General features: G+C 36.9%; 20 protein-coding genes. 9 read left to right on the top strand and 11 right to left on the bottom strand.

What is annotated here, in order from left to right; translation table 11 throughout:
• Positions 1–57: 57 nt before the first annotated feature.
• Complete coding sequence (locus tag EG346_RS07095; protein ID WP_123877707.1) at positions 58–2,493, top strand: TonB-dependent receptor plug domain-containing protein; 2,436 nt, start codon at positions 58–60, stop codon at positions 2,491–2,493.
• Between the two features lie 57 nt (positions 2,494–2,550).
• Here EG346_RS07095 and EG346_RS07090 read toward each other — a convergent pair whose 3' ends face one another.
• Positions 2,551–3,768, bottom strand: a complete 1,218-nt coding sequence (locus EG346_RS07090; protein ID WP_123877705.1) for a PQQ-dependent sugar dehydrogenase — start codon at positions 3,766–3,768, stop codon at positions 2,551–2,553.
• Positions 3,769–3,875: 107 nt separating this feature from the next.
• Here EG346_RS07090 and EG346_RS07085 point away from each other — a divergent pair, with 107 nt between their 5' ends.
• The 3 genes from EG346_RS07085 (at position 3,876) to uvrB (ending at position 7,825) form a co-directional block, all read left to right on the top strand.
• Positions 3,876–4,247: a BlaI/MecI/CopY family transcriptional regulator gene (locus EG346_RS07085; RefSeq protein ID WP_073328767.1), complete on the top strand. Its 372-nt coding sequence runs from the start codon at positions 3,876–3,878 to the stop codon at positions 4,245–4,247.
• Between the two features lies 1 nt (position 4,248).
• The gene (locus EG346_RS07080) at positions 4,249–5,682 is read left to right on the top strand and encodes a M56 family metallopeptidase (protein ID WP_123877702.1); all 1,434 of its coding nucleotides are present in this window, start codon (positions 4,249–4,251) and stop codon (positions 5,680–5,682) included.
• 151 nt (positions 5,683–5,833) lie between these two features.
• On the top strand, positions 5,834–7,825 hold the full coding sequence (gene uvrB, locus EG346_RS07075) for an excinuclease ABC subunit UvrB (RefSeq protein WP_123877700.1): 1,992 nt from the start codon (positions 5,834–5,836) through the stop codon (positions 7,823–7,825).
• Positions 7,826–7,902: 77 nt separating this feature from the next.
• Here uvrB and EG346_RS07070 read toward each other — a convergent pair whose 3' ends face one another.
• The 4 genes from EG346_RS07070 to EG346_RS07055 form a co-directional block, all read right to left on the bottom strand.
• Positions 7,903–8,130: a DUF3820 family protein gene (locus EG346_RS07070; protein ID WP_073328760.1), complete on the bottom strand. Its 228-nt coding sequence runs from the start codon at positions 8,128–8,130 to the stop codon at positions 7,903–7,905.
• A gap of 2 nt (positions 8,131–8,132) precedes the next feature.
• Positions 8,133–9,224 (bottom strand): AI-2E family transporter, encoded by a 1,092-nt coding sequence (locus tag EG346_RS07065; RefSeq protein WP_073328758.1) that lies wholly within the window; start codon positions 9,222–9,224, stop codon positions 8,133–8,135.
• A gap of 9 nt (positions 9,225–9,233) precedes the next feature.
• On the bottom strand, positions 9,234–9,971 hold the full coding sequence (locus EG346_RS07060; protein WP_123877698.1) for a beta-carotene 15,15'-monooxygenase: 738 nt from the start codon (positions 9,969–9,971) through the stop codon (positions 9,234–9,236).
• 72 nt (positions 9,972–10,043) lie between these two features.
• On the bottom strand, positions 10,044–10,763 hold the full coding sequence (locus EG346_RS07055; RefSeq protein WP_073328753.1) for a hypothetical protein: 720 nt from the start codon (positions 10,761–10,763) through the stop codon (positions 10,044–10,046).
• A gap of 47 nt (positions 10,764–10,810) precedes the next feature.
• On the opposite strand from EG346_RS07055, the gene EG346_RS07050 reads away from it, so the two are divergent.
• Positions 10,811–11,788 carry an aminodeoxychorismate synthase component I gene (locus tag EG346_RS07050; RefSeq protein WP_073328751.1) on the top strand — a complete coding sequence of 326 codons (978 nt, stop codon included), beginning with the start codon at positions 10,811–10,813 and terminating at the stop codon, positions 11,786–11,788.
• A complete protein-coding gene (locus tag EG346_RS07045; RefSeq protein WP_123877696.1) occupies positions 11,772–12,398 on the top strand; it encodes an aminotransferase class IV in 627 nt (208 codons plus the stop codon). The genes EG346_RS07050 and EG346_RS07045 overlap by 17 nt, the downstream gene beginning before the upstream one ends.
• Here the strand turns inward: EG346_RS07045 and menD are convergent.
• On the bottom strand, positions 12,395–14,071 hold the full coding sequence (gene menD / locus EG346_RS07040) for a 2-succinyl-5-enolpyruvyl-6-hydroxy-3-cyclohexene-1-carboxylic-acid synthase (RefSeq protein ID WP_123877694.1): 1,677 nt from the start codon (positions 14,069–14,071) through the stop codon (positions 12,395–12,397). The genes EG346_RS07045 and menD overlap by 4 nt on opposite strands.
• An 86-nt stretch (positions 14,072–14,157) precedes the next feature.
• On the opposite strand from menD, the gene EG346_RS07035 reads away from it, so the two are divergent.
• On the top strand, positions 14,158–15,108 hold the full coding sequence (locus EG346_RS07035) for an isopenicillin N synthase family dioxygenase (protein WP_123877692.1): 951 nt from the start codon (positions 14,158–14,160) through the stop codon (positions 15,106–15,108).
• A gap of 106 nt (positions 15,109–15,214) precedes the next feature.
• On the opposite strand, the gene EG346_RS07030 is transcribed toward EG346_RS07035, so the two are convergent.
• Positions 15,215–15,487 carry a hypothetical protein gene (locus tag EG346_RS07030; protein WP_123877690.1) on the bottom strand — a complete coding sequence of 91 codons (273 nt, stop codon included), beginning with the start codon at positions 15,485–15,487 and terminating at the stop codon, positions 15,215–15,217.
• Between the two features lie 264 nt (positions 15,488–15,751).
• Between EG346_RS07030 and EG346_RS24770 the strand changes: the two genes are divergently transcribed.
• Positions 15,752–15,913 carry a bacteriocin-like protein gene (locus tag EG346_RS24770; RefSeq protein ID WP_164466347.1) on the top strand — a complete coding sequence of 54 codons (162 nt, stop codon included), beginning with the start codon at positions 15,752–15,754 and terminating at the stop codon, positions 15,911–15,913.
• A 345-nt stretch (positions 15,914–16,258) separates the two neighbouring features.
• On the opposite strand, the gene EG346_RS07025 is transcribed toward EG346_RS24770, so the two are convergent.
• Both EG346_RS07025 and EG346_RS07020 read right to left on the bottom strand, forming a co-directional pair.
• Positions 16,259–17,305 (bottom strand): PA0069 family radical SAM protein, encoded by a 1,047-nt coding sequence (locus EG346_RS07025; RefSeq protein ID WP_123877688.1) that lies wholly within the window; start codon positions 17,303–17,305, stop codon positions 16,259–16,261.
• Positions 17,306–17,425: 120 nt separating this feature from the next.
• Entirely contained in the window at positions 17,426–17,620 is a 195-nt protein-coding gene (locus EG346_RS07020; RefSeq protein ID WP_034739952.1) for a hypothetical protein, read from the bottom strand.
• Between the two features lie 173 nt (positions 17,621–17,793).
• Between EG346_RS07020 and EG346_RS07015 the strand changes: the two genes are divergently transcribed.
• Positions 17,794–18,144, top strand: a complete 351-nt coding sequence (locus EG346_RS07015) for a hypothetical protein (protein WP_073328734.1) — start codon at positions 17,794–17,796, stop codon at positions 18,142–18,144.
• Positions 18,145–18,181: 37 nt separating this feature from the next.
• On the opposite strand, the gene EG346_RS07010 is transcribed toward EG346_RS07015, so the two are convergent.
• Both EG346_RS07010 and EG346_RS07005 read right to left on the bottom strand, forming a co-directional pair.
• A complete protein-coding gene (locus tag EG346_RS07010) occupies positions 18,182–20,809 on the bottom strand; it encodes a hypothetical protein (protein ID WP_228426674.1) in 2,628 nt (875 codons plus the stop codon).
• Between the two features lie 28 nt (positions 20,810–20,837).
• Complete coding sequence (locus tag EG346_RS07005; RefSeq protein WP_123877684.1) at positions 20,838–22,652, bottom strand: WG repeat-containing protein; 1,815 nt, start codon at positions 22,650–22,652, stop codon at positions 20,838–20,840.
• Positions 22,653–22,654: the final 2 nt, after the last annotated feature.

The following is a 22,654-nucleotide window of genomic DNA, read 5'->3' as shown; positions in this document are numbered from 1 at the left end:
TTGATTTGAAGATAAAATTCAATATTTTTGAAACAATCACGAAATCCAATATGAAATATGAAAATAATATACACCAGCGTTCTTTTTTTAGGGACTGTAACGATGTTTTATTCACAAAATACCAATGATACCATTTCCAAGGAATCAAAAATAGAGGAAGTATCGATCACCGGAAGCCGGAATAAAAAAAGAACGGTGACCAATACGCCTGTCCCTGTAGATGTTATTGATATCAAACAGGTCAGTCAGTCCACCGGGCAGATAGAGGTCAATCAGCTTTTACAGTTTGCGGCCCCCTCTTTTAATTCTAATAAACAGTCAGGATCAGATGGGGCGGACTCTGTAGATCCGGCAACCCTCCGTGGTCTCGGGCCAGACCAGACGCTTCTTTTGTTGAACGGAAAAAGATACCATCAGTCATCACTGATCAACCTTTTCGGAACCAAAGGAAGAGGAAATACGGGATCAGATATGAATACCATTCCCATCGGAGCGATCAAAAGGATTGAAGTCCTTCGTGATGGAGCTTCTGCACAATATGGCTCTGATGCGATCGCTGGGGTCATTAACGTTATTCTTAATGACCGTAACCATGGTTTTGAAGGCAATGCTTTTTATGGTATGAATCTTTTTAAAAGCCCCGGAGACAAAGATGTAGTATCAGATCACAAAATAGATGGAACCACCTTTAACTTCAACGGAAATCTGGGGACTAAAATAGGCAACAAAGGAGGTTTCGGTAACTTTACGGTTGAATTTATCAATAAAGATCGTACCATTAGAAATGCCAATCCGGAAAAGGGTTATTCGTCTCCAAGGGAAAAGTTTGGAGATGCAAAATCCCAGAATATGTACTTTTTTGGAAATGTAGAAGTGCCTTTATCTGATGGACTGAACTTTTATTCACGTCAAGGATTTTCCTACCGTAAAACGAATGCTTATGCGTGGACAAGATCCGCCGATGCCGACGGAAATATTCCTGAAGTCTATCCCAATGGGTTTAATCCTATAGAAAATACAACGATCACAGATTTCACTTTTGACAATGGACTCAAGTTTAAAGTTGCAAACTGGGATGTTGATTTTTATAATGCATTCGGGAGCAACAGGTTTACTTATCAGATAGACAAAACGATCAATGCTACGTTAGGAATAAAATCACCCACAAGCTTTAATGCCGGCGGACACTCTCTTTTACAGAATACAACAGGCTTTAACGCTTCCCAACAGTTTAAGGTACTGGAAGGATTAAATGTTGCTTTCGGATCTGAATTCAGGTATGAACAGTTTGAAATCATTAAAGGGGAAGAAGCATCGTATGCAATGTATGATATCAATGGAAACATTGTTACTTCCAACACGCCCGGAAACCTACTGGTTACCAATCCTCTTTCCGGAGATGTACGTCCTGGCGGCTCGCAAGGCTTTCCCGGCTATTCACAGGAGGTTAATAAAAACAGAAATAATTTTGCGGCTTATCTAGACACTGAACTGGATATTACCAAAAAATGGATGATCAGTGCAGCGGGAAGGTTTGAAAACTACAATGATTTCGGAAGTACTTTGAATGGTAAATTCGCTACACGATATGCCTTTACGCCTCAATTTGCGTTCAGAGGATCGGTTTCTACAGGATTCCGAGCGCCTTCTCTGGCTCAAAAATATTACAGCCTTCAGTTTACCAATTTCCAGGGAGGAAATCTGGTGACCATTCAGCTTGCCTCCAATGATAGTGATCTTGCAAAAACTGTTGGAATTCCACAATTAAAACAGGAGACCTCATTAAACGGTAGTGCCGGATTCACTTTTAATACCGGAAAATTCACCGCAACAATTGACGGATATTATATCAAAGTAAAAGACAGAATTGTACTAACCGGTAATTTCTCACAGGATGATGATGCTATCGGGCAGATTTTAATTGATAATCGTATTGACCAGGCTCAGTTTTTCACGAATGCGATAGACACCAGAACAAAGGGTGTTGACATTATTTTAAATTACACTGAAAATATTGGTTCTGGAAAACTTTCTGCAACTCTGGCCGGAAATTACAATGAAATGGAGATCACCAAGGTCAATACTTCAGAAAAACTACAAGGAAAAGAAGATACTTATTTAAGCCCGAGAGAAAGAGCATTTATCCTGGCTTCTGCTCCTAAAACAAAGATTAATCTGAATTTAAATTATAAGATCAGTAAGTTTAATGCCAATGTTCAGCTGGTACGATTTGACAAAGTGAAACTGATAGGTTACAACGGTGCAGATGATTATCAGCTTTATGGCGCAAAAGTAACCACTGACATTTCTTTCGGGTATGAGTTCTCGAAAAATTTTAATCTTACGATCGGAAGCAAAAACTTATTCAACCGCTACCCTACTCTTCAGACCGCCGCTGTAGACGGCAATACAGAATCCGGAGGAATCTTCGATCCTGTACAGATGGGTTTTGCAGGAAGACAGGCTTTCGCAAGACTTAATTTTAAGTTTTAGAATACACAAAAGAGGCTGTAACAGAAATGAATTTATTCTAATCACAGCCTCTTTTTATTATTTTTTAGAAATCTTATAAAGTTTTCCGCTGTCGGTGACTGCATACAGATGACCGTCCATCCCATCCAGAACATCCCTGAAGCGTTCTTTCTGATCAGCAAGCAGACGTTCTTCGCCCACTACTTTATTATCTTTTATCACAATTCTGTTAATATGCTCTCCACTCAAACATCCGATGATAAGGTTTCCTTTCCATTCTTCGATATTTCCGGTATAAAAAGTGACTCCGCTTGGAGAGATCACAGGATCCCAATAATAAACCGGTTGCTCCGTACCTTCTTTTTGGGTAATTCCGTTTCCTACTTTTGATCCCATGTACTCAATTCCATAAGTCACATCTCCCCAGCCGTAATTTTTTCCAGGTTGTATAAGATTTATTTCATCTCCACCTCTTGGTCCCATTTCAACATCCCAGAGTGAGCCGTTTGGATCTATTGCCATTCCCTGTGGATTTCTTACCCCATAGGCATATATTTCAGGTTTATATCCCTGTTTTCCAATGAATGGATTTCCCGGAGCGGGCTTGCCGTCTTTAGTGATTTTTAAAATTTTACCCAAATAATTATACGTTTTCTGAGCATACACCCGGGTTTCTTTATCTGATCTTTCTCCGGTACTCACAAACAAATATCCATCTTTATCAAACGCCAGCCTGCTTCCGTAATGCTTGTCACCGTCATAAGAAGGCTCTGCACGGAAAATAACTTTTACTTCTGAAATATTTTTAAGATCTGCAGAAAGTTTACCCTTCGCAACGGAAGTCAGATTTCCTTTTCCAAAAGGTTCTGAAAAACTGAAATAAATGATATTATTGGTTTTAAAATCCGGATCAAGCGCTACATCAAGCATTCCTCCCTGTCCTTTAGAGTCTACTTTTGGAAATCCTTCAATTTTAGAAACCTGTTGGCCATCTTGAGAAACTACGTTCATATGACCTTTTTTATCGGTAATAAGAAATTTGCCGTCCGGAAGATTAATCATCCCCCAGGGTCTTCCAAGGTCTTTATTCAGAACTTCCACCTTATAGGCAGTGGCTGTTTTAACAGCTTTAATTCTTGTCTGACCTTTAAAAGCAGGTTGATAGTCTGTATTGGGCTTTTCGGTTTCTACACTGCCATCTTTTCCTGTCTGCTGAGCATTGGCATTGTTCTTACTGCACGAAGACAAAAGAACAAAAATACTGAGTGCCGGTACGTAAATGGGGTTGAATTTCATAATGATTTGATTTAGTGGTAAAAAGATAGATAGAAAAATAATGCCATAAAAATTTGCTGGTATTAATTTTTATTCTACATTTGTAGAACAAATTACAACATTGTAGAATGAAAGAAATTAAATTAACCGGTTCAGAAAAAAATCTGATGGAAATCCTTTGGGAAAAGAAACGCATTTTCATGAAGGACATTCTGGATTCTTATCCGGAACCGAAACCCGCAGCGACTACCATTGCTACTCTGTTGAAAAGGATGCAGAATAAAGATCTGGTAGGCTATACACAGTATGGAAATTCCCGTGAATACTATCCAAAAGTAGAAAAAAGGGAATATTTCAACGAGGAAATGACCTCTATGATTGACCGTTTTTTCAACAGCTCGGTGACTCAGTTTGCCTCTTTTTTTACTTCGAATGCCCAATTCAGTCAAAAGCAGCTGAAAGAACTCCGTGATATTATCGACCAGCAAATAAAAGAATAAAATGTTGATCATTATTCTGAAAATAATTCTGTGTTCTTCCATTTTCATCGCGGTCTATTATCTGTTTCTGGAAAGGGAGAAAATGTATCGTTTCAACAGGTTCTATTTACTCTGTTCACTCATCCTCTCCTACGTGATTCCTTTTATTTCGATCACCGTAAAGCTTCCAGAACATGAGCAGAAATCTCAGATCCTATTTGAAGAGACAGTACAGCAAATCACATTCGCTCAGCATGAACAGGAAAGTTTCAATTGGGTCAGTATCGTATGGCTTGTCTATGGAGCCATCACCGTATTCTTACTGATCAAAAGTATTCTTTCTTTCAGAGCGATTAAAAAAATGCAGGGTGAAAAGCGGATTTATCAGAATCACAGGATTTTGGTAATAAAAGAAAACATTCCTCCTTTCAGCTTTTGGAACACCATTTATTTAGGCAAAACCTATGTAAAGGATGATGGAATCGACACAAGAATTTTCCTTCATGAGAAAGGACATATTGATCAGAAACACAGTCTTGATCTCATTTTTCTGGATATTTTTAAGATATTCACCTGGTTCAATCCTGTTCTTTTTTTCTATAAGAAGGCTATACTCACCAATCATGAATTTCTTGCTGACGAAGCTGTTTTAAATAACAGATACAATATTAAAGAGTACCAGAATTTAATCCTTAAAGAGATTATTCACCATCAGAACCTGCCACTCACCCATTCATTTAATTTTAACAACACCAAAAAACGATTTATTATGATGACAGCAAAAAAATCCAAGTTCATTGTATTGAAAAAAGCAGCCGGAATCACCGCAATGATTGCCGCTACAGCTTTATTCGCTGAAAGAACATACGCAGTGAGTCCCGGACTTACAGAAGATACGCAAAAAGCCAACAGCACAGAAAAAGAGAAACCATTAATTAAGGATGCCTCTGAGCGCACCATTACAGCCGGAAATGTGCAGGCGAATCAGAGCCATTTAACTTCTCCTTATTATTTCGAAAAATCAGTGGAAGAGAAACCACCAACCACAGCGGAAATCAAAAAAGAAATGGTACAAGCTGTTTCGGATACTGTTTCTCCAGGAAAAACAGCCAGCAATGAAGGTATTAACACAAATGATGCACAAAAAGACCAGAATTTTGTTGAGGCAGAATTTCCGGAAGGAGCAAAATCACTTCGATCAAAAGTTGGATCAATGCTTGATACCAGTATCTTTGACGGAAAAGAGAGGCTCGTAAAATCAACAGCATTTATACACATTGATGAAACGGGAAAGGTAGTTAATGTAACTGCTTCCGGTGATAATGAAGGATTCAATAAAGAGATGATTAAAACCGTCACTGCTGTAAATAGTGGAGTCGCATGGAAACCAGCGACAAAAAACGGAAAAGCTATCGCCAGCATTTACAAGATGCCTGCGACAATGAGTTTCAAGTAAAATGAAGAGAAAAAGCGCTACTCCAGTAGCGTTTTTTTTATTTTGTATTCAGGATTGACTGACGAAAAATTTACTATTAAAACATTCATCTTTAAATACTTTATGAAGGCTAAAAATTTCTTTCGTATTTTTGTTGTATACATCATTTCAAATGAACTTTAATCTTCAATCAGAATATAAACCTACAGGTGATCAACCACAAGCTATTGAAAAACTTACCAAAGGAATAGAAATTGGTGAGAAATATCAAACTTTGCTGGGGGTTACCGGATCCGGGAAAACCTTTACTGTAGCCAATGTTGTACAAAATGTACAAAGGCCAACGATTGTCATGGCTCATAATAAAACATTGGCAGCACAGCTTTTCATGGAATTTAAAGAATTTTTTCCTGACAATGCGGTAGAATATTTTGTAAGTTACTACGACTATTATCAGCCGGAAGCCTACATTGCGACAACCGGAACCTATATTGAGAAGGACCTGAGCATTAATGAAGAAGTTGAAAAGCTACGTCTTTCTGCTATCGCCAGTTTACTTTCCGGAAGACGGGACGTTTTAATCGTTGCCTCCGTATCCTGTATTTATGGTGTGGGAAACCCTGCTGAGTTTCATAAATCGTTAATATCAATTGCTACCGGAGAAAAGGTAACAAGAACCGCGCTCCTCCACTCTCTGGTTAATGCGCTTTATTCCAGAACACTGGCAGACTTCCAGAGAGGAACATTCCGTGTAAAGGGAGATGTTATCGATGTCTTTCCTGCGTATGCCGACAATGCAGTAAGAATACAGTTTTTTGGAGATGAGATCGAAAAAATTCAAAGTTTTGATCCCGTTTCAGGAAATGTTACGGCTAATTTTGACCAGATCCAGATTTATCCTGCTAACCTTTTTGTGACTTCAAAAGAGACCTTAAACGGAGCCATTAAAAACATTCAGGATGATATGGTAAAGCAGGTCGACTTTTTCAGTGAAATAGGAAAACCACTGGAAGCCAAAAGGCTACAGGAAAGAACTGAGCTTGATCTGGAAATGATCAAAGAGCTTGGATACTGTTCCGGGATTGAAAACTATTCAAGATATTTAGATGGCAGACTTCCTGGGTCAAGACCTTTCTGCTTACTGGATTATTTCCCGAAGGATTATCTAATGGTGATTGACGAAAGCCACGTTACAGTACCTCAGGTGCATGCAATGTACGGTGGCGACAGAAGCAGAAAAGAAGCTTTGGTAGAATATGGATTCCGGCTTCCTGCAGCGATGGACAACAGACCATTGAAATTTGAAGAATATGAATCAATTCAAAATCAGGTTATTTATGTTTCCGCAACACCAGCTGATTATGAACTGGAAAAAACGGGTGGTGATTATATCGAACAGATTATCCGTCCGACCGGTCTGTTGGATCCCGTCATTGAGATAAGACCAAGTCTCAACCAGATCGATGATTTGATGGAAGAAATCCAGAAAAGATCTGACGCTGATGAGAGGGTTCTAGTGACTACCCTAACCAAAAAAATGGCTGAAGAGCTTACTAAATATTTTGTAAAGTTCGGAATCAGAACAAGATACATCCACTCGGACGTGGAAACACTGGAACGTATTCAAATTATGCATGATTTACGTGTTGGCCTTTTCGATGTTTTAATTGGGGTGAATTTATTGAGAGAAGGATTGGACTTACCTGAAGTTTCTCTGGTGGCCATTCTGGATGCTGATAAAGAAGGAATGCTGAGAAGCAGAAGATCAATGATTCAGACGGTTGGGCGTGCGGCAAGAAACCTTAACGGTAAAGCTATTTTGTATGCTGATAAAATGACTAAATCTATGCAGGCAACGATAGATGAAACAAACTATCGTCGTGAAAAGCAGATTCAATACAACAAAGAGAACAATAGGGTTCCAACGGCTTTAAATAAAAAGATCTCTGAAAATCTGGTCGGAAGAAGCAAAGATTTCCCCGATCCGAAATATACACAAAAAGAGATCCTTCAGAAAGCAGCAGAAACGAAAGCGAGCTATGGAGGTGAAGACATTGAAAAAATGATCGGGCAGAAACAAAAAGAGATGGAAGCAGCAGCTAAAAATCTTGATTTTATAAAAGCAGCCAAACTCAGAGATGAGATCGCAGCACTGAAAGAATAATTGATTGATATATAATGATTTAGGGGCGGCATCTTCGATGCCGCCCCTAAATTTATACTTTTACGGAAAAATCTATTTTATCTTAAAGAAGCCCTGATTGGAATCAGCAGTTCCATCAAGCCGTTCAGCTTAATCTCGTAAACCGTCGCAAGCTGCATCCCCAGTTTCCCCGGAGGCATTCCTTTTCGGTTAAACCATTCCAGATAGCTTACCGGAAGATCGGCAAGAATGGTTCCCTGGTATTTCCCAAAAGGCATCCTGACGATGCATATTTCCTTTAATATTTCTGAATTTACTCCTTCCACTTTTATACAATTAAATCTACTCTGTCTCCCTGATCATTATCTCTATTCGGCAACTCAAGCTCAGGCGGTGTATCCTCATCAGAAAATTCATTTCTGTATACCTGAACCAGAAGTAAGGTAAAAGAGATCAGAATAGGTCCGAAAATAAGCCCCATAAAACCAAATAAATTCATCCCCATGATAATTCCGAATACGGTATTCAGCGGATGGATGTTTTCCAGCTTTTTTAAGAGTGTAAAACGGAGCAGGTTATCGGTAAGTCCTACAACTACTAAACAATAGGCAGCAAGACCAAGTCCCTGACCTGTATTTCCTTCTGCAATCATAAAGACACAGACCGGAACATAAATAATAGCAGCTCCAACCACGGGAATCATGGAAGCTGCAGCTGTCAAAGCGAAAAGAAGAATCGGACTTGGTGCTCCAAAAATAAAGTACCCTATAAGCCCTACAATTCCTTGCCCTAATGCTACAACCGGAATCCCGATAGCGTTGGCCATAATCAGTTTTCTAAGCTTTTCGCCGATCAAAGAGATGTTTGCTCTCTTCAATGGTGCGGAAGAACTAAGAATCCTCTCAAACAGCCTTGGACTGGCCAGCATAAAATAAAGAATAAAGTACATGGACATCACGACTGTAAGGGTGTTGAAAGTCCCGCTAACTGCAGAAGTGGAAAACCTTCCGGCAGAGCTTTTTACTTTATCCATATTCTCTTTGCTGAGAATATCAAAATTTGTTTTTGAGTAGATATATGAATGTATTTTATCCACAAATACATTGAATTTAGTCATATAAACCTGGGCATTCCCAAGTTTCTCTATCAGCAGATCGGCGATAAAATATACGGGAAGAATAAGAATGACAAGACTTGCCAGCATCAGTACAAATGCCGCTAGCCAGGGTTTCCATTTCTTCTCTTCCTGTAAGTAGAAATTATATCGTCTGCAGACCACGTAAATCGTGATCGCACCGAGAACTGATGGGATAAACAAGGCAAGGTTAAAGCAGATCAATCCGGCCAAAACCAGAATTATGGCCAGCAAAGCGACCTGTTTTATCGCAACGTTACTTATCTGCTTATCCTTATTTATCATTTATCTTATTTATTTTTTAAATTCAATCTGTCTTGGCTTTCCTAAAAATGCACAATACACAGAATACATTACAATCATCATGAATGGTGCTGTTGCAATGATACCGATACCGCATAAAATAACTCCGGCAATAGAAATCAGTCCACCTACAACCGTTGCACCAAGAAACGTTCCATAATTTTCTTTTGCAATATTGAAAGACTTTCCTAATGCTTCAGTAGCGGATGCATTTTCAAATAATAAGATAGGATAACCCAATAAAAGGAAAGGATAAACAAAAATGAACGGGAAGAAACATAAAGTCATCGCCACACTGGAAATAATCCCTGAAATAATACTGTAGATCAGGATATTCACAAAATTCTGTTTGTATCCGATGAACAGATCAGCAAAATCAATCTGCTTTTTCGTATTATACTTATTAACAATGTAGATCAATCCTACATATAACGGAGCTACCAAGACCCCCAAAAGACCTGATAATGAAAGGTATAGCGAAAACCCCGGTACATTCCAGTAGCTAAAGGAAGAATAGTCCCCTCCTGCATCTTTCATCTCCTCCATCATGGAAGCGGAATTGAACCCTGTAATCAACTGGATTGCAAAACCTGCTATCATGTAGATGACCATCGCTACAATACCGTATAGGAAGACTCCCTTATACATTTCAAAAGAATGCGAAATAATAGATCCCGTATCTTTGTTGGGAACAGACCCCTGTTGGTCAAATTCGTTAAATTCTGACATAGTTTAATATTTAATGATTTTCCTCAAAATTAACTTTTTTTAGCAGAAAAACATATTAAACTTATTTAAAATTTAACTTTTTTCCGAGAAAATAGTTTTGTACAGTGAGTAAATCATGGCATTCCAAAAAGGAAATGTAAACAAGCCTCCTACAAAGAACAACATAAAACCAACATATTTAAAGAATACAGCCACTATAACACAGACCAGTATTTCAAGAAAGTACCTTTTGAGGGCCTGAAAGTTTAAGGAGATGGCTTCAAAAATCCTTTTGTTTGTGAAAAACATCAGCGGAGCTACAAAAATGGTGATAAAAACCCACACGACACCCAATATAATGGTCTGAGATGTATAGATATAAACAAATAGCCAGAAAATGTAATATCCTATGTATTTGAAAAAATTAAGCCCATTATAACCTACAAGCAAATCTCCCAATTCCAGTTTTTCTTTCAGGTCAATCTTCCTGTAAATATGATAAAACCCGATATTCAGTGGAAAAAGAAACACTAAAGTCCCAATAAGAGCCCATGAAAAATAGATGATCCCGGGATTGGACTGCATCTTTAAAATCTGCTCAGAAGCATTCATCCCCTGGTTAATATTTTTAGCCGTCTCTAAATACTGGGTCAGCACTCCATATTTTCCGTCTAAGAAGAAAAGCACCGAAAAAAAGATTCCAAAATAAAAGATTGAAAATACCAGTTGAAAGAAAAGGGTCTTATTCCAATAGAAAAAAGCCTGCTTCAATATAAAATCTATTCCCGGTTTCTGAGGATATTTAGTCTGCATTAAAAAAATTTTACACAAAAGTAGTCATCATTAATTATTTTTGCAGGATGTTTTCAATGAATCATCAAAAATTTCTGGAAATGGACGAACTTTCCCTTCAGAAAGTTCCCTACTTCTTCATGATCGATTTCCTTTCGGAAAATGTAAAGGTTTATAGAGAAAGTGAAATTAAAAAATCAGGCTTATTAATTGATTTTCAAAACTTTTCAACCGTTACTCAGAAACATAATCTCAATAAAAAAATTGAATGGAAGGCATTTCCTGAAACTTTGGAAAGCTTTAAAGAAGGCTTTGATAAAGTTCAGAAAAATATCCGTCTCGGAAATTCTTATCTGGTCAATTATACGAGAAAGACGGAAGTTCAGACCAATTTAAGCCTGGAAGAAATTTTTTATCACTCAATTGCAAAGTACAAAGTGTTTTGTGAAGATTTTTTTGTATTTTTTTCTCCTGAAACTTTTGTAAAGATTATTGACGGCAAAATTTTAACCTATCCGATGAAAGGTACTATCGATGCCTCATTGGAAAATGCGGCTGAAGTTTTGAAAAACGACCGAAAAGAAAAGGCAGAACATTACACCGTGGTAGATCTGCTGCGGAACGATCTCAGTATGGTAGCAGACGATGTCATAGTAGACCAATTTCAGCATATAGAACTCATCAAAACACAGCAAAAAGATCTGTACGCAATGAGTTCTGAAATTTCAGGGAGAGTAAAGCCTGAGTTTGAAGGAAAGATAGGCAGCTTAATGAAAAAACTGCTTCCTGCCGGATCAATTTTGGGGGCGCCAAAGCCTAAGACGCTGGAAATAATCTTAGAAGCAGAAGGATATGACAGAGGATATTATACCGGAGTATGCGGCTGGTTTGACGGTGAGAACCTTGACAGCTGCGTCATGATACGTTTTATTGAAAAAGAGGGAGACCGGCTTTATTTCAAAAGTGGCGGCGGTATAACACACATGAGCAAGTTAGAAGACGAATATCAGGAAATGAAAAATAAAATCTATGTCCCAATTCATTGAAAGCATAAAAGTAGAAGATCAGGATATTTTCCTTTTGGAACTACATCAAAAACGTGTTAACCAGACGTTTGCCCACTTCGGAAAAGAGGGTTCTATTGATCTGGGTAAGATTTTCAAAAATCTTGAGCATGACGAAGACGGTCTGTTCAAGCTCAGACTTTCTTATGATCTTGATAAAAGAATCCGAACCCAGATGATTCCTTACGCTATTCCGGAGATCCAAAGCTTCCAGCTGGTTGAAAACAACAGTTTCGACTATTCATTCAAGTTTGAGGACCGTAAGGAACTGGAAAAGATGAAAATGAAATCCAAAGCTGAGGAAATCATTATCATCAAAAACAATCACATCACAGATACGTCTTTCTCCAATATTCTTTTCCTGAAAGGTAAGGACTGGTTTACGCCGACTACCTATCTTCTGAATGGAGTACAGAGACAGAATCTTCTGAAACACAAGAAAATAAAAGAAACTGAAGTCACACTTCAGAACATTAAGCAGTTTTCTCATTTCCAACTGATTAATGCGATGAATGACTTTGATGATATGTTTATTTATCCTATCGACAAGATTAACAATCTTCCGGGAAATGAAGAGTATCTGGATTATTAATTTCCCTTCATAAATTCAAAGTAGGCCTTCTGAACATCTGCGCTGTTTTTCCCGTGTGTATTCACTTCCAGGATCTTCGGCTGCAGATCAGGCTTAAAGAAATTCTCTAATACCCTGTCCAGCGTAGGCTCGTCTTCCACTTTGATATAGGAGAAACCAAAATGTTTAGCCAAATGCTCTGCGTGTTTGCGATGCTTTGTGGCTATAAATTCATCTAACGTATTTGGATTGGCATTTCCGGGTCCCGGAATAATCTTAAAAATATTTCCTTCCCCGTTATTGAAAATGATGATTCGTACAAACGGCGGAATATATTGATTCCACAGCCCGTTGATATCATAGAAAAATCCTAAATCTCCTGTAATAAGCAGTGTAGGGTTGGCATTTTTTATAGCAAAACCCATCGCTGTGGAAGTAGAACCGTCTATACCGCTCGTTCCGCGGTTACAGTACATCTTTCTTTTTCCGAAATCAAAAAGCTGCGCATACCGGATTGCTGAGGAATTGCTGAAATGGATATTATAGTTTTGAGGAATTGTCTGCGAAGCTTTATTAAAGAAATAAAAATCTGAAAATTCCACTTTATTCAGGAAAAGTTCGTGCTTAGCATCCTTTTTATCCCTTAAAACATCCCAAAGGTTAAAGTAAGGCCTCGGCTCAAGGTTGATAAATTTTAAAAGTTTAGAAAAGAAAACTTCAGGCTTCACCTCTACTTTTTCCGTGAGAGAGAAATAAGTATCCGGCTGCCATACTTCATCCAGATGCCAGTGTTGCTTCGGGCGTGCACTTCTCAAAAACTGTTTTACCTTCTTAGACACTACATTCTGACCCACTGTGATAAGAAGATCCGGTGCATAGGTTTTATAATCCTCCTCTGTGAAATTAAAGATATAACGGTCAATATGTCTGAAGAACTTTTCATGATACAGATTGGAGTTCGCCTCGCTTAATACAACAACAGAATGGTTTTTCACAAGCTGTGTCAACTGATTTTCCAACTCAGGACTGTAATCTCTGGTTCCCACCAAAATCATAATCCTTTGTGAAGTATGCCAGTCTGCAATTAAGTTGGAAGGAACCTCATATTCCTTATGTCTGATTGTTTTTTCAACGGTTGGAAAAGAAGGAAGTTCGGAAACCAAATTATATAAAGGCTCTTCTAATGGAATATTGACATGTACAGGACCCTGCTTTTCAAAACACAGTTCGATCGCTTTTTTAATAATGTCAAAATTAATGTCTTCCGCATTTTCTTTGCTGTCTTCCACAAGCTGGAAATCACCGTAAGAATGCTGATGAAAAATATCCTTCTGCCTGATGGTCTGCCCATCGAAAATATCTACAAAATCTGTAGGACGGTCGGCAGTCAGGATCAAAAGCGGAACATTCTGGTAAAAAGCCTCTGTCACCGCAGGATAATAATTGGCCACCGCAGAACCGCTGGTACAAGTGATCGCTACAGGTTTCTTTTCACTCTTAGCCATTCCTATTCCCACAAAAGCTGCACTTCTCTCATCTACAATACTGTAACAGTTGAACGCATCAATTTCTGAAAAATGAATCGCCAGGGGTGCATTTCTGGATCCCGGGGAAATGATGACATCTGAAATTCCGTACTGCTGAAGGAGATGGGCAAGTATCTGAATACTTCTCTTTGAAGAATATTTTTTCATACAGCAAATTTAACTTATAAATACTTAATTGTAAAAACATTTAATTCAAAAAAGATGTAATTTTGCACCACGTTAAATTTCTAAAAATGGATAAAATACCTAGTGTAGACCTGCGTGATTTCCTTTCGGACAACCCGGAACGCAAACAGAAATTTGTAAATGAAATCGGAAAAGCTTACGAAGAAATTGGTTTTGTTGCCTTAAAAGGCCATTTTCTTGACGACCAATTAGTAGAAGGGTTGTATGGAGAGGTGAAAAACTTTTTTGAACTTCCAACGGAAACGAAACAAAAGTATGAGATTCCCGGAATTGGAGGCCAAAGAGGATATGTAGGATTCGGTAAAGAGACTGCAAAAGGTTTCAAAAAAGGAGACTTGAAAGAATTTTGGCATTTCGGACAGTATGTGTCTGATGATTCAAAATACAAACAGGAATATCCCGATAACGTAATTGTAGACGAACTTCCAAAATTCAACGAGGTAGGTAAAGAAACGTACCAGATGCTTGAGAAAACAGGGAAGTATGTGCTAAGAGCTTTGGCTTTGTACCTTGGCCTGGATGAGTTTTATTTTGATGATAAGATCGCAGAAGGAAACTCTATTTTAAGACCAATACACTATCCGCCCATCACTCAGGAGCCTGATGATGCGGTAAGAGCTGCAGCTCATGGAGACATCAATCTGATTACTCTGTTGATGGGATCTCAAGGAAAAGGTTTACAGGTTCAAAACCATAAGGGGGAATGGATAGATGCTATTGCAGAACCGGACGAATTAATGATCAATGTTGGAGATATGTTATCGAGACATACGAACAACAAATTGAAATCTACCATTCACCGAGTGGTCAATCCGCCAAGAGAATTATGGGGAACTTCAAGATATTCAATTCCTTTCTTTATGCATCCTGTGAGCGGAATGTCGCTTAATGCTCTTGAAAACTGTATCGACGAAAACAATCCTAAGTTATATGAAGATACGACTGCAGGAGAGTTTTTACATGAAAGACTTATAGAACTAGGTCTTATCAAAAAGTAATATAAAAAAAGTCAATAATTGATCTTTGTTTCAGTTATCAACGTAATGTTGTGACCCTCAGATTAATTATTGACTTTTGTTTTTTATGCCTGTAAGTAGCTGGGTTTTATCCTGTAATACAGTAAAATTCAGGGCATGGAGTGGTCTGCGTAAAAGTACCCCATGGACAGATACAGGTATAGGTATCACCGCCGCCGGTTCCGCCGCCTCCACCATTTCCCGGATCAACATAAGGGACACACCTGCCACCTGAGCAAATCTGTCCTGCTGAACAGCCTCCTGTTCCCGGTCCTTCTCCTTCAAAACAAAACGAAGGGGTCAGATCTCCGGCAGAAATTTTCTTTTGGTCCTGTCTGGACAATCTTTTTAATTTTTTCATGGTTTTTGTTTTTAGATTTTCTACGCTATCCGCTTTTCGGATCCCGTTTTGGTTGACCTAAATTAATTATTTTCCATTAATAATCAAAGTCTTAACTTATTTTATTCACTATAAAATGAAATTAATGATCCCATATTAAAAATGGATAAACTACCGACTTTTTTAAGGCGGTACTATTTAATGTAAAAAAACTACCACATTTTATTTTAGTTAAAAATATTTTAATTATATTTACTTTACTATCAAATTTTTAATTAAAACAATATGAAAAATCTAAAAAAACTAGACAAAGGCCAATTAAAAAGCATTTCAGGAGCAGGAGGAATTAAACTTCCGGAACCAGAATTCTGTATGTATTATTGTAACGGTACCGTAGTTTGTGCCACTTGCAGTGATGATTTCAAATGTCCGGACAACACTATGTAAGATTGAAAATCAGAAAAAATAAGAAAGCCACTCCTTTTTGGAGTGGCTTTTTATCTTAAAAAAACTATTCATCACCACCATTCATTATCAATAAAATACTCTGAAAAATTTTAAAAAACTGAATAAAAGCAAGATGAAAATGATTTCCGGAGGAATAAGTTATCCTTTTCCCGGAGAATGTGTTGATGTATGCAGTGATGGCATAACGTACCGCCCGTTGTGCCGCCATGAATTTATTTGCCCAGACGGAGAAGACCCTGTTATTCAATAGAAATCAACCTGAAATACCATCTTTTTGGGGTGGTCTTCTTATATTCATCAACAAACAAAACCGGAAATTTTAAATTAATCAAACAGTCTCAATTGCTGATCTTTGGTCCCTGTAAAATTTGAGGTTGATAATTTGGGAAACTCTTTGCCTTCGAAAAATTTCTTTCTTCCTATTTTAAAAGTGTTATGGATCATTTCCGCGATATTACCCTTTCCTATTTGTCTCTCAAAATATCTCTTATCTCCAAGTTTTCCACCCCGCATGGAACGGATAAGATTTAAGACCTTTTGTGCCCTGTCCTGAAAATGCGACTCAATCCATTGTACAAAAACAGGTTCTACTGTATCATTCAATCGTACCAGAGTATAACCGAAACTTAAAGCCCCGGCATCTGAAATTGCTTTTAAAATATTTAAGGGTTCATCACTGTTCAATCCAGGTATAATTGGTGCAACCATAACGTGAACCGGAATTTTATTCTCGGTCAGAACTTCTATTGCTTTCAATTTATTCGGTGCCGAGCTCGTACGCGGTTCCATTTTGCGCCTAAGATCTTCATTGATAGTAGGAATACTAAAAGATACAGAAACCAGATTTTGCTCTGCCATTGGCTTTAAAATATCTAAATCCCTCAGAACAAGTGCATTTTTTGTCAGAATATTAACCGGATGCCTGTAATCCAGGCACACCTGAAGTAACTTTCTGGTAATTTCAAACTTTTTTTCTGCGGGCTGGTAGCAATCTGTATTTCCCGAGAGAAGAATGGGCGCTGGTTTATAACCTCTTTTCTGAAAAAATTTCTCCAATAGTTCCGGGGCATTTTTCTTGACCATAATTTGTCTTTCAAAATCAATTCCTGCACTATATCCCCAATATTCATGGGTAGGTCTTGCAAAACAATAGGAGCATCCGTGTTCACAACCCTGGTATGGATTCATAGAATATTCCATAGGCAGATCTTCACTTTTCACCTGATTGACGATGGTTTTCGGAAAAACTTCTGTGAATGTTGTTTTTATCGCTTCGAAATCCTCATCTTCAGGCTCATAGGTATATTTGTCGAAACGATTGATCACGTTCCGCTGTGCCCCCTGTCCTTTGATGAAATTTTCGTTTTGCATGATGTAAAATTAGAATGGATTTTTTATAAAATAATGAGTTTTAACATTAAATTTATTCACAAAAAAATCCGATCCCTAAAAAGGAGCCGGATTTCAACATAATTAAAATATATTCTTTTACTACTTCAGTGCATAAAATTCCACGCCATGATATTCATCTTCGTGGTTTTTTTCATCAAAATGTCTGTGATAATCCGAATAGGTATCACTATATTTTTTATCTTTTTTAGTCAGTATTTTTTTTAATCCAATAAAACCTAATACTGCCAAAAGACCAACACCTCCTGCCAGTAAAACGCCAACTTCTTTTTTCATATTTTGTCCGATTTATTAATCTCGTTACTGCAAAAAGCATACCTATTTTTCTGTTTCAAATTATAAATTTTGTTAACATTAAACTTTATTTCAATGAAAAACATAATTGCTTTTTTAATTATATTTAGCAGTTTAATGGTTTAATTATTGTACTAACTATAAAAAATAATATTATGGACAATTCTGAATATAACGATAAAATGACAACCTTAAGTCAGGTCATGAACACCCTTGCAGGAAGAGGAATACACCGGGAATTCAGAATGAATGAAAACTGCGAAATGAAATTTGAAAATTCAGAGACCGTTTATCAGCCTTCTGACCTCACCATTTTAAAAACCTACCGTTTTGAAGGTGACAGTAATCCTGATGACAGTGCGGTATTATATGTAGTGAAGGACGACGCCGGAAATCGAGGAATGATTATAGATTCTTATGGAGCGGACAGCAACTATCCCGGTGAAAAATTTGACGAATTTTTAAGAGATATTCCCGTTCAGGAAAGCGACGAATTTAATTTCTGATCCCACTTCCATGAGAAGATCAATATACATCCCGAAACTATTCAGCTTCGGGATTTTCTTTTTTCCTGAATACATTCTTTATAAAGCCTTTCTTTTCTTTTTTCTCTTCCTGCGGCTTGGGCTCTTCTTTCTTCGATTTGATTTCCTGCTTGAGTTCTTTTACAGACTTCTTTACTTCCTTTACCGAAGTGACCGCCTTTTTAACGGTTTCTTCAGTTTTATCCACATTCTTTCCGATAAGGGTTTTCTTCAATCCCTGCTCAATTCCTTTCCAGAAAAGATTAAAGAATGATTTTGTAGGATCACGTTCAACATTTTCCACCTCTACGGCTTCAGGAAATTTACCTGAGTTCGATCTGATAAAAAGATTGGCTACAGCGGTTAATACCCCCTTCTTTTCATGATTATTCTTATTTAAGACCGCAATTTTAAGATCTTTATGTTTCAGATTAAATGTTCCATGCAGCCCGGCAGGATTCCCCCTGAAGTTAAAGAGCATTTCCTGAATGGTTCCTGACGTAGCCGTTACATGCAAGTAGGGTCTAATAAATGGATTAATACCGCTTGCGGGAAGATTGGATGTCTTTCCGGCAATTGAAAAACCGTCATTGCGATCAGCTACATCGAAATTCCAGTTTACAAAAAGTGGCGCCAGATTCATAAACGAGCAGTTGATCCTGATATCCACTTGCGTAGGTTTGCCTTTTGCTTTAGCAGAATTCAGGTTTTTAACGTTCATATTAAAATTGGCGAAAGTAAGCTTTCCAGGTCCTGCACTTTGCGGTGTATCTTCTTCATAGACTAAAACTGAGTTTTTCAGATCCAGACTATTAATGGTCAATGGTATTTTTATCGAACGAAGCAGTTGAGAGTAGAGAGGCTTCACTTTTGGGTCGTCATTCGGAATTTTACTTCTGAAAATATTGGCATCTGCTCCATCAACTGTTACATGGGATGCGTTGATCGATTGATGATCTGAGAATAAGTCCCAATGTCCTTCTGCTGTGATCCCGGAAACCTTAATGTCATAAAGATCACGTTCAACAGGTATCATTTTGATAAACTGGGCTCTCGAAACGAGAGGCTTCATGACAAAATTATTAACCTGAATCTTGTTTTTATTTAATTTTAAAAGTCCCGCGCTCATATTATAAAACTTCGTTCTGTAAGCAAAGTTCCGTGTGGTCAGGAAATAATCTTTCACTTTGAAAGAAAGCCCCTGATTATTGGGTTGGGGTGCTATTTCAATAGTATTGATTGTGGCATTCAAATCGTGAAATGCTAATGGTTGCATTCCTTTATCATAAACAAGATCAGAGTTTTTCAGGGACATTTTCCTTACTATAACCGAATTGATGATTCCGGGACCTGAATTCTTCTTCGGTTTACCGGTACCTGTCTTAATCGTTCCTTTTATATTTTCAACAAGAACATCTTTCAGATCTAGATTAAGTTTCTTTTCTATAAATTCAAACTTGTTGATGTTAAGGGCAATATGTCCGGCTTTAAGATCCATTGCCCCTTTTCCTGCTTCAGGAGATCCGGGAGCCAAAATCAGATTCCTGATTTCGCCACTTTTGGGGTTCAATGCAATACTTTCAACAGAAAAATTCTGATGATTTGAATATTGTATATCCCTTCCTGAAAAATGGAAATCTTTATAACCGACAGGAATAACCTCTTCTGCGGTCACTTTATCAAACTTGAGCTGATTAACCTTTACATTCAGTGTTTTAGCAAAAAGCAGTCTGCTTCCGTCAGGTTTATTGATAAGAACTGACGCATTATTCAGTTTTACATCTTCTAAATTAATTTCAAAATTCTGTTTTTTATCTGTTTTTTTTGCTTTTACGCCCGTATTATAAACAGTAAGAACCGGATTTTGGAAATCAGCATTGGTGAGTGAAATTTTATTTTTAGCGATAACCACGTCCTTAAAATCCATCTTTGGGACGGAAAACTCAAATAATTTGGACTTTTTAGGATAAAATCTTGTAAACTGATGGAAAGACAAAAGTGGATTCAGCCGGAAATTCCCAACTGACATTTGGCCATCTGAAGTCGTAATGGTACTGATGGTGATGGCATATACCTCATTCGGACGGAAGAAAAAATTCTTTCCTTTAATATCATAACGGTCAAAAGCAACCGGAAGGTTATCCTCTACGGATTCTTCAGTCATTTGCAGGTTTTCTACAAACAAGTCCAGCTGCTGAACAGATAAAAATTTTTGTTTGGTATATTTGAAAATATTGATCGTTCCTTTATTAATTCTGATATTTTCAAACAGGAATGGACTTTGTTTCTTATCGGTTTTCCGGTCGACAGGTCTTGCGAGACTAATATTTAAATTCGGCCTGGCCAACAGAAGATCTGATGAGCTGATTCTTTTATTAAAAATGGCATCATAAATCCCAAAACGACTGATTTTCAAGGTATCGATGGTTCCCTGGAGTCCAATAACGTTAGTATTTTGAGGATCTTTACTGTTTACGGCAATTCCTGCAGCAAAAATATTTCCAGAACCCAGATCTACATCCAGAGTTTTATAGGAAACTTTATAATCCGTATTTTTCTTGATATAATCAGGAAGCTGGGTTTTAAGCCATATATTCAAACCGAAATTCGCGGCAAGAAGAATGAGCAGCAGAATTCCCAGGCTCATTAATAACTTTTTGACCCATTTTCGCATATTATTTATTTTGATGTTCGGTATAGTTTTTATATTCTTTTTCTGAAATTTCTTTCAGAATTTTACCTTCTAAATTAATTTGAAAATGCGCATTCCCTTTTTTAGAATAAAACATTGTATGTTGTCCACCATCATAACCAAAATATTTATGAGGCCTTATCTGATCAAAAATAAAAGGGCAAATTTCTTTATTATTGATATCAAGAATTCCTGTCTTTCCATTTTTAGAAGCAAAAATCAAATTTTCTCTTGAAATAAATTGATCATAAATTGGTGGAATAATTATTTTAAAAGTCTCAAATTCTATCAAGCCATGCTTGCCATTTTTTTCTATAAATTGTCTTTTTTCAGGACCATACTCTACCCAATTTGATATTTCATCATATTCCAACGGCAAAAGAACTTTTTTACTGATATCAATAATTCCAAACTTTTTGTTTTTAGATGCTATAAGTTTATTATGATTGTAATAAAGAGGTATTAGTGAATCATATCCTTTAATTATTACATTATTGTTTATATCAACCACCATTCCATTTATAATAAATAAACATTTACTAGCATTTTCAATATTATCAAATTTATCATAAACAGAAGTTATTTCTTTATACTTTATAGGTATTTTAATTTGTCCCTTTTCAGAAATAATTCCGTAAAAATCACCCTTTTTAACCCATAGAAAAGTGGTATTTTCAATTTGTCTTAACTCATCATATTCAAAAGGAACAATGACATTTCCTTGCCAATCAACAATACCATATTTTCTCTTTAAGTTTTTGTAAATAAGTGTAGGATCTGAATTTGAAAAATCATTATATACTGCTTCATAAGATTCTCCTATTTTTTTCAAATCTTTATTAAAAATAGAATATATTTTTCCTTTTCGTGCGTTATAATATTCTGAAAAAGCATGGTTAGATTCAAAATAATTAATAAAATCATATTGTAGAGGAACTTTAAAGGTTCCATCTGTTTTAATAATTCCGAACTTACCATTTCTCTTTACTATAGCATTTTTAAAGGTGTCAAAAACACTTGCAGAATCAAATTCATTATTTAGAAAAGCAGCCTGAGCTTTCCTATTTATAAATATATACTTTCCATTGGCTTCTACTAAAGCCGCTCCGTTTTCAAAAAATGTAGATTGATCTCTCGTAAAAATATCTTTAGAAAAATCTGAAATAGAAGCTCTTTTGAAACTGTCATATAAAAAATCTGAAAGTTGTTTTCCTGAATTGTCAAAAACCGCCCATTTATTATTCTTTTTAACAATTACATTCTGATCTTTCATTTCCTGACTTGCCTCATCGTAAATGACTGGAATAATTTCCGCCCCAGATTTATTTATAAATCCAGATTTCCCATTCTTTGTTACAGCACACAGTCCACTAGGCCTAAAGCAATCGACTTCATCATACTGTATTGGTATTACTAAATTGGCCTGATAATCTATAAATCCCCACTTTCCATTTTTTTTAACAGGTGCAAGCCCTTCAGAAAAAATACCTACTGCTTCAAAATCACCCTTTAATCTTACGTTTTTTTTTGTTATAAAAAATTCTTTATTGTTATTCTTCGCATAAGCTACACCTTCTTTAAAAGGATTAAGAAAATCATATTCAAAAGGAATCATAACTAAGCTATCTTTGTCAATATATCCCCATTTATCAGGGATTTTCAGCCTTGTTCTTATCCAGTCTGTTTCCTCATCTCTTTCTGTATAACTAATATTCTGTTTTGAGAAATCTAACTTATTCTGAGATTTTGAATGACAGGAAACTAAAATGACAAAAATAAGGAAGATAATATGCTTCATAT

The organism is Chryseobacterium carnipullorum, assembly GCF_003815695.1.
In the GTDB taxonomy this organism is placed as follows: domain Bacteria; phylum Bacteroidota; class Bacteroidia; order Flavobacteriales; family Weeksellaceae; genus Chryseobacterium; species Chryseobacterium carnipullorum.
The sequence above is the reverse complement of the archived record's forward strand: the minus strand, read 5'-3'. Positions and strand labels throughout refer to the sequence as shown.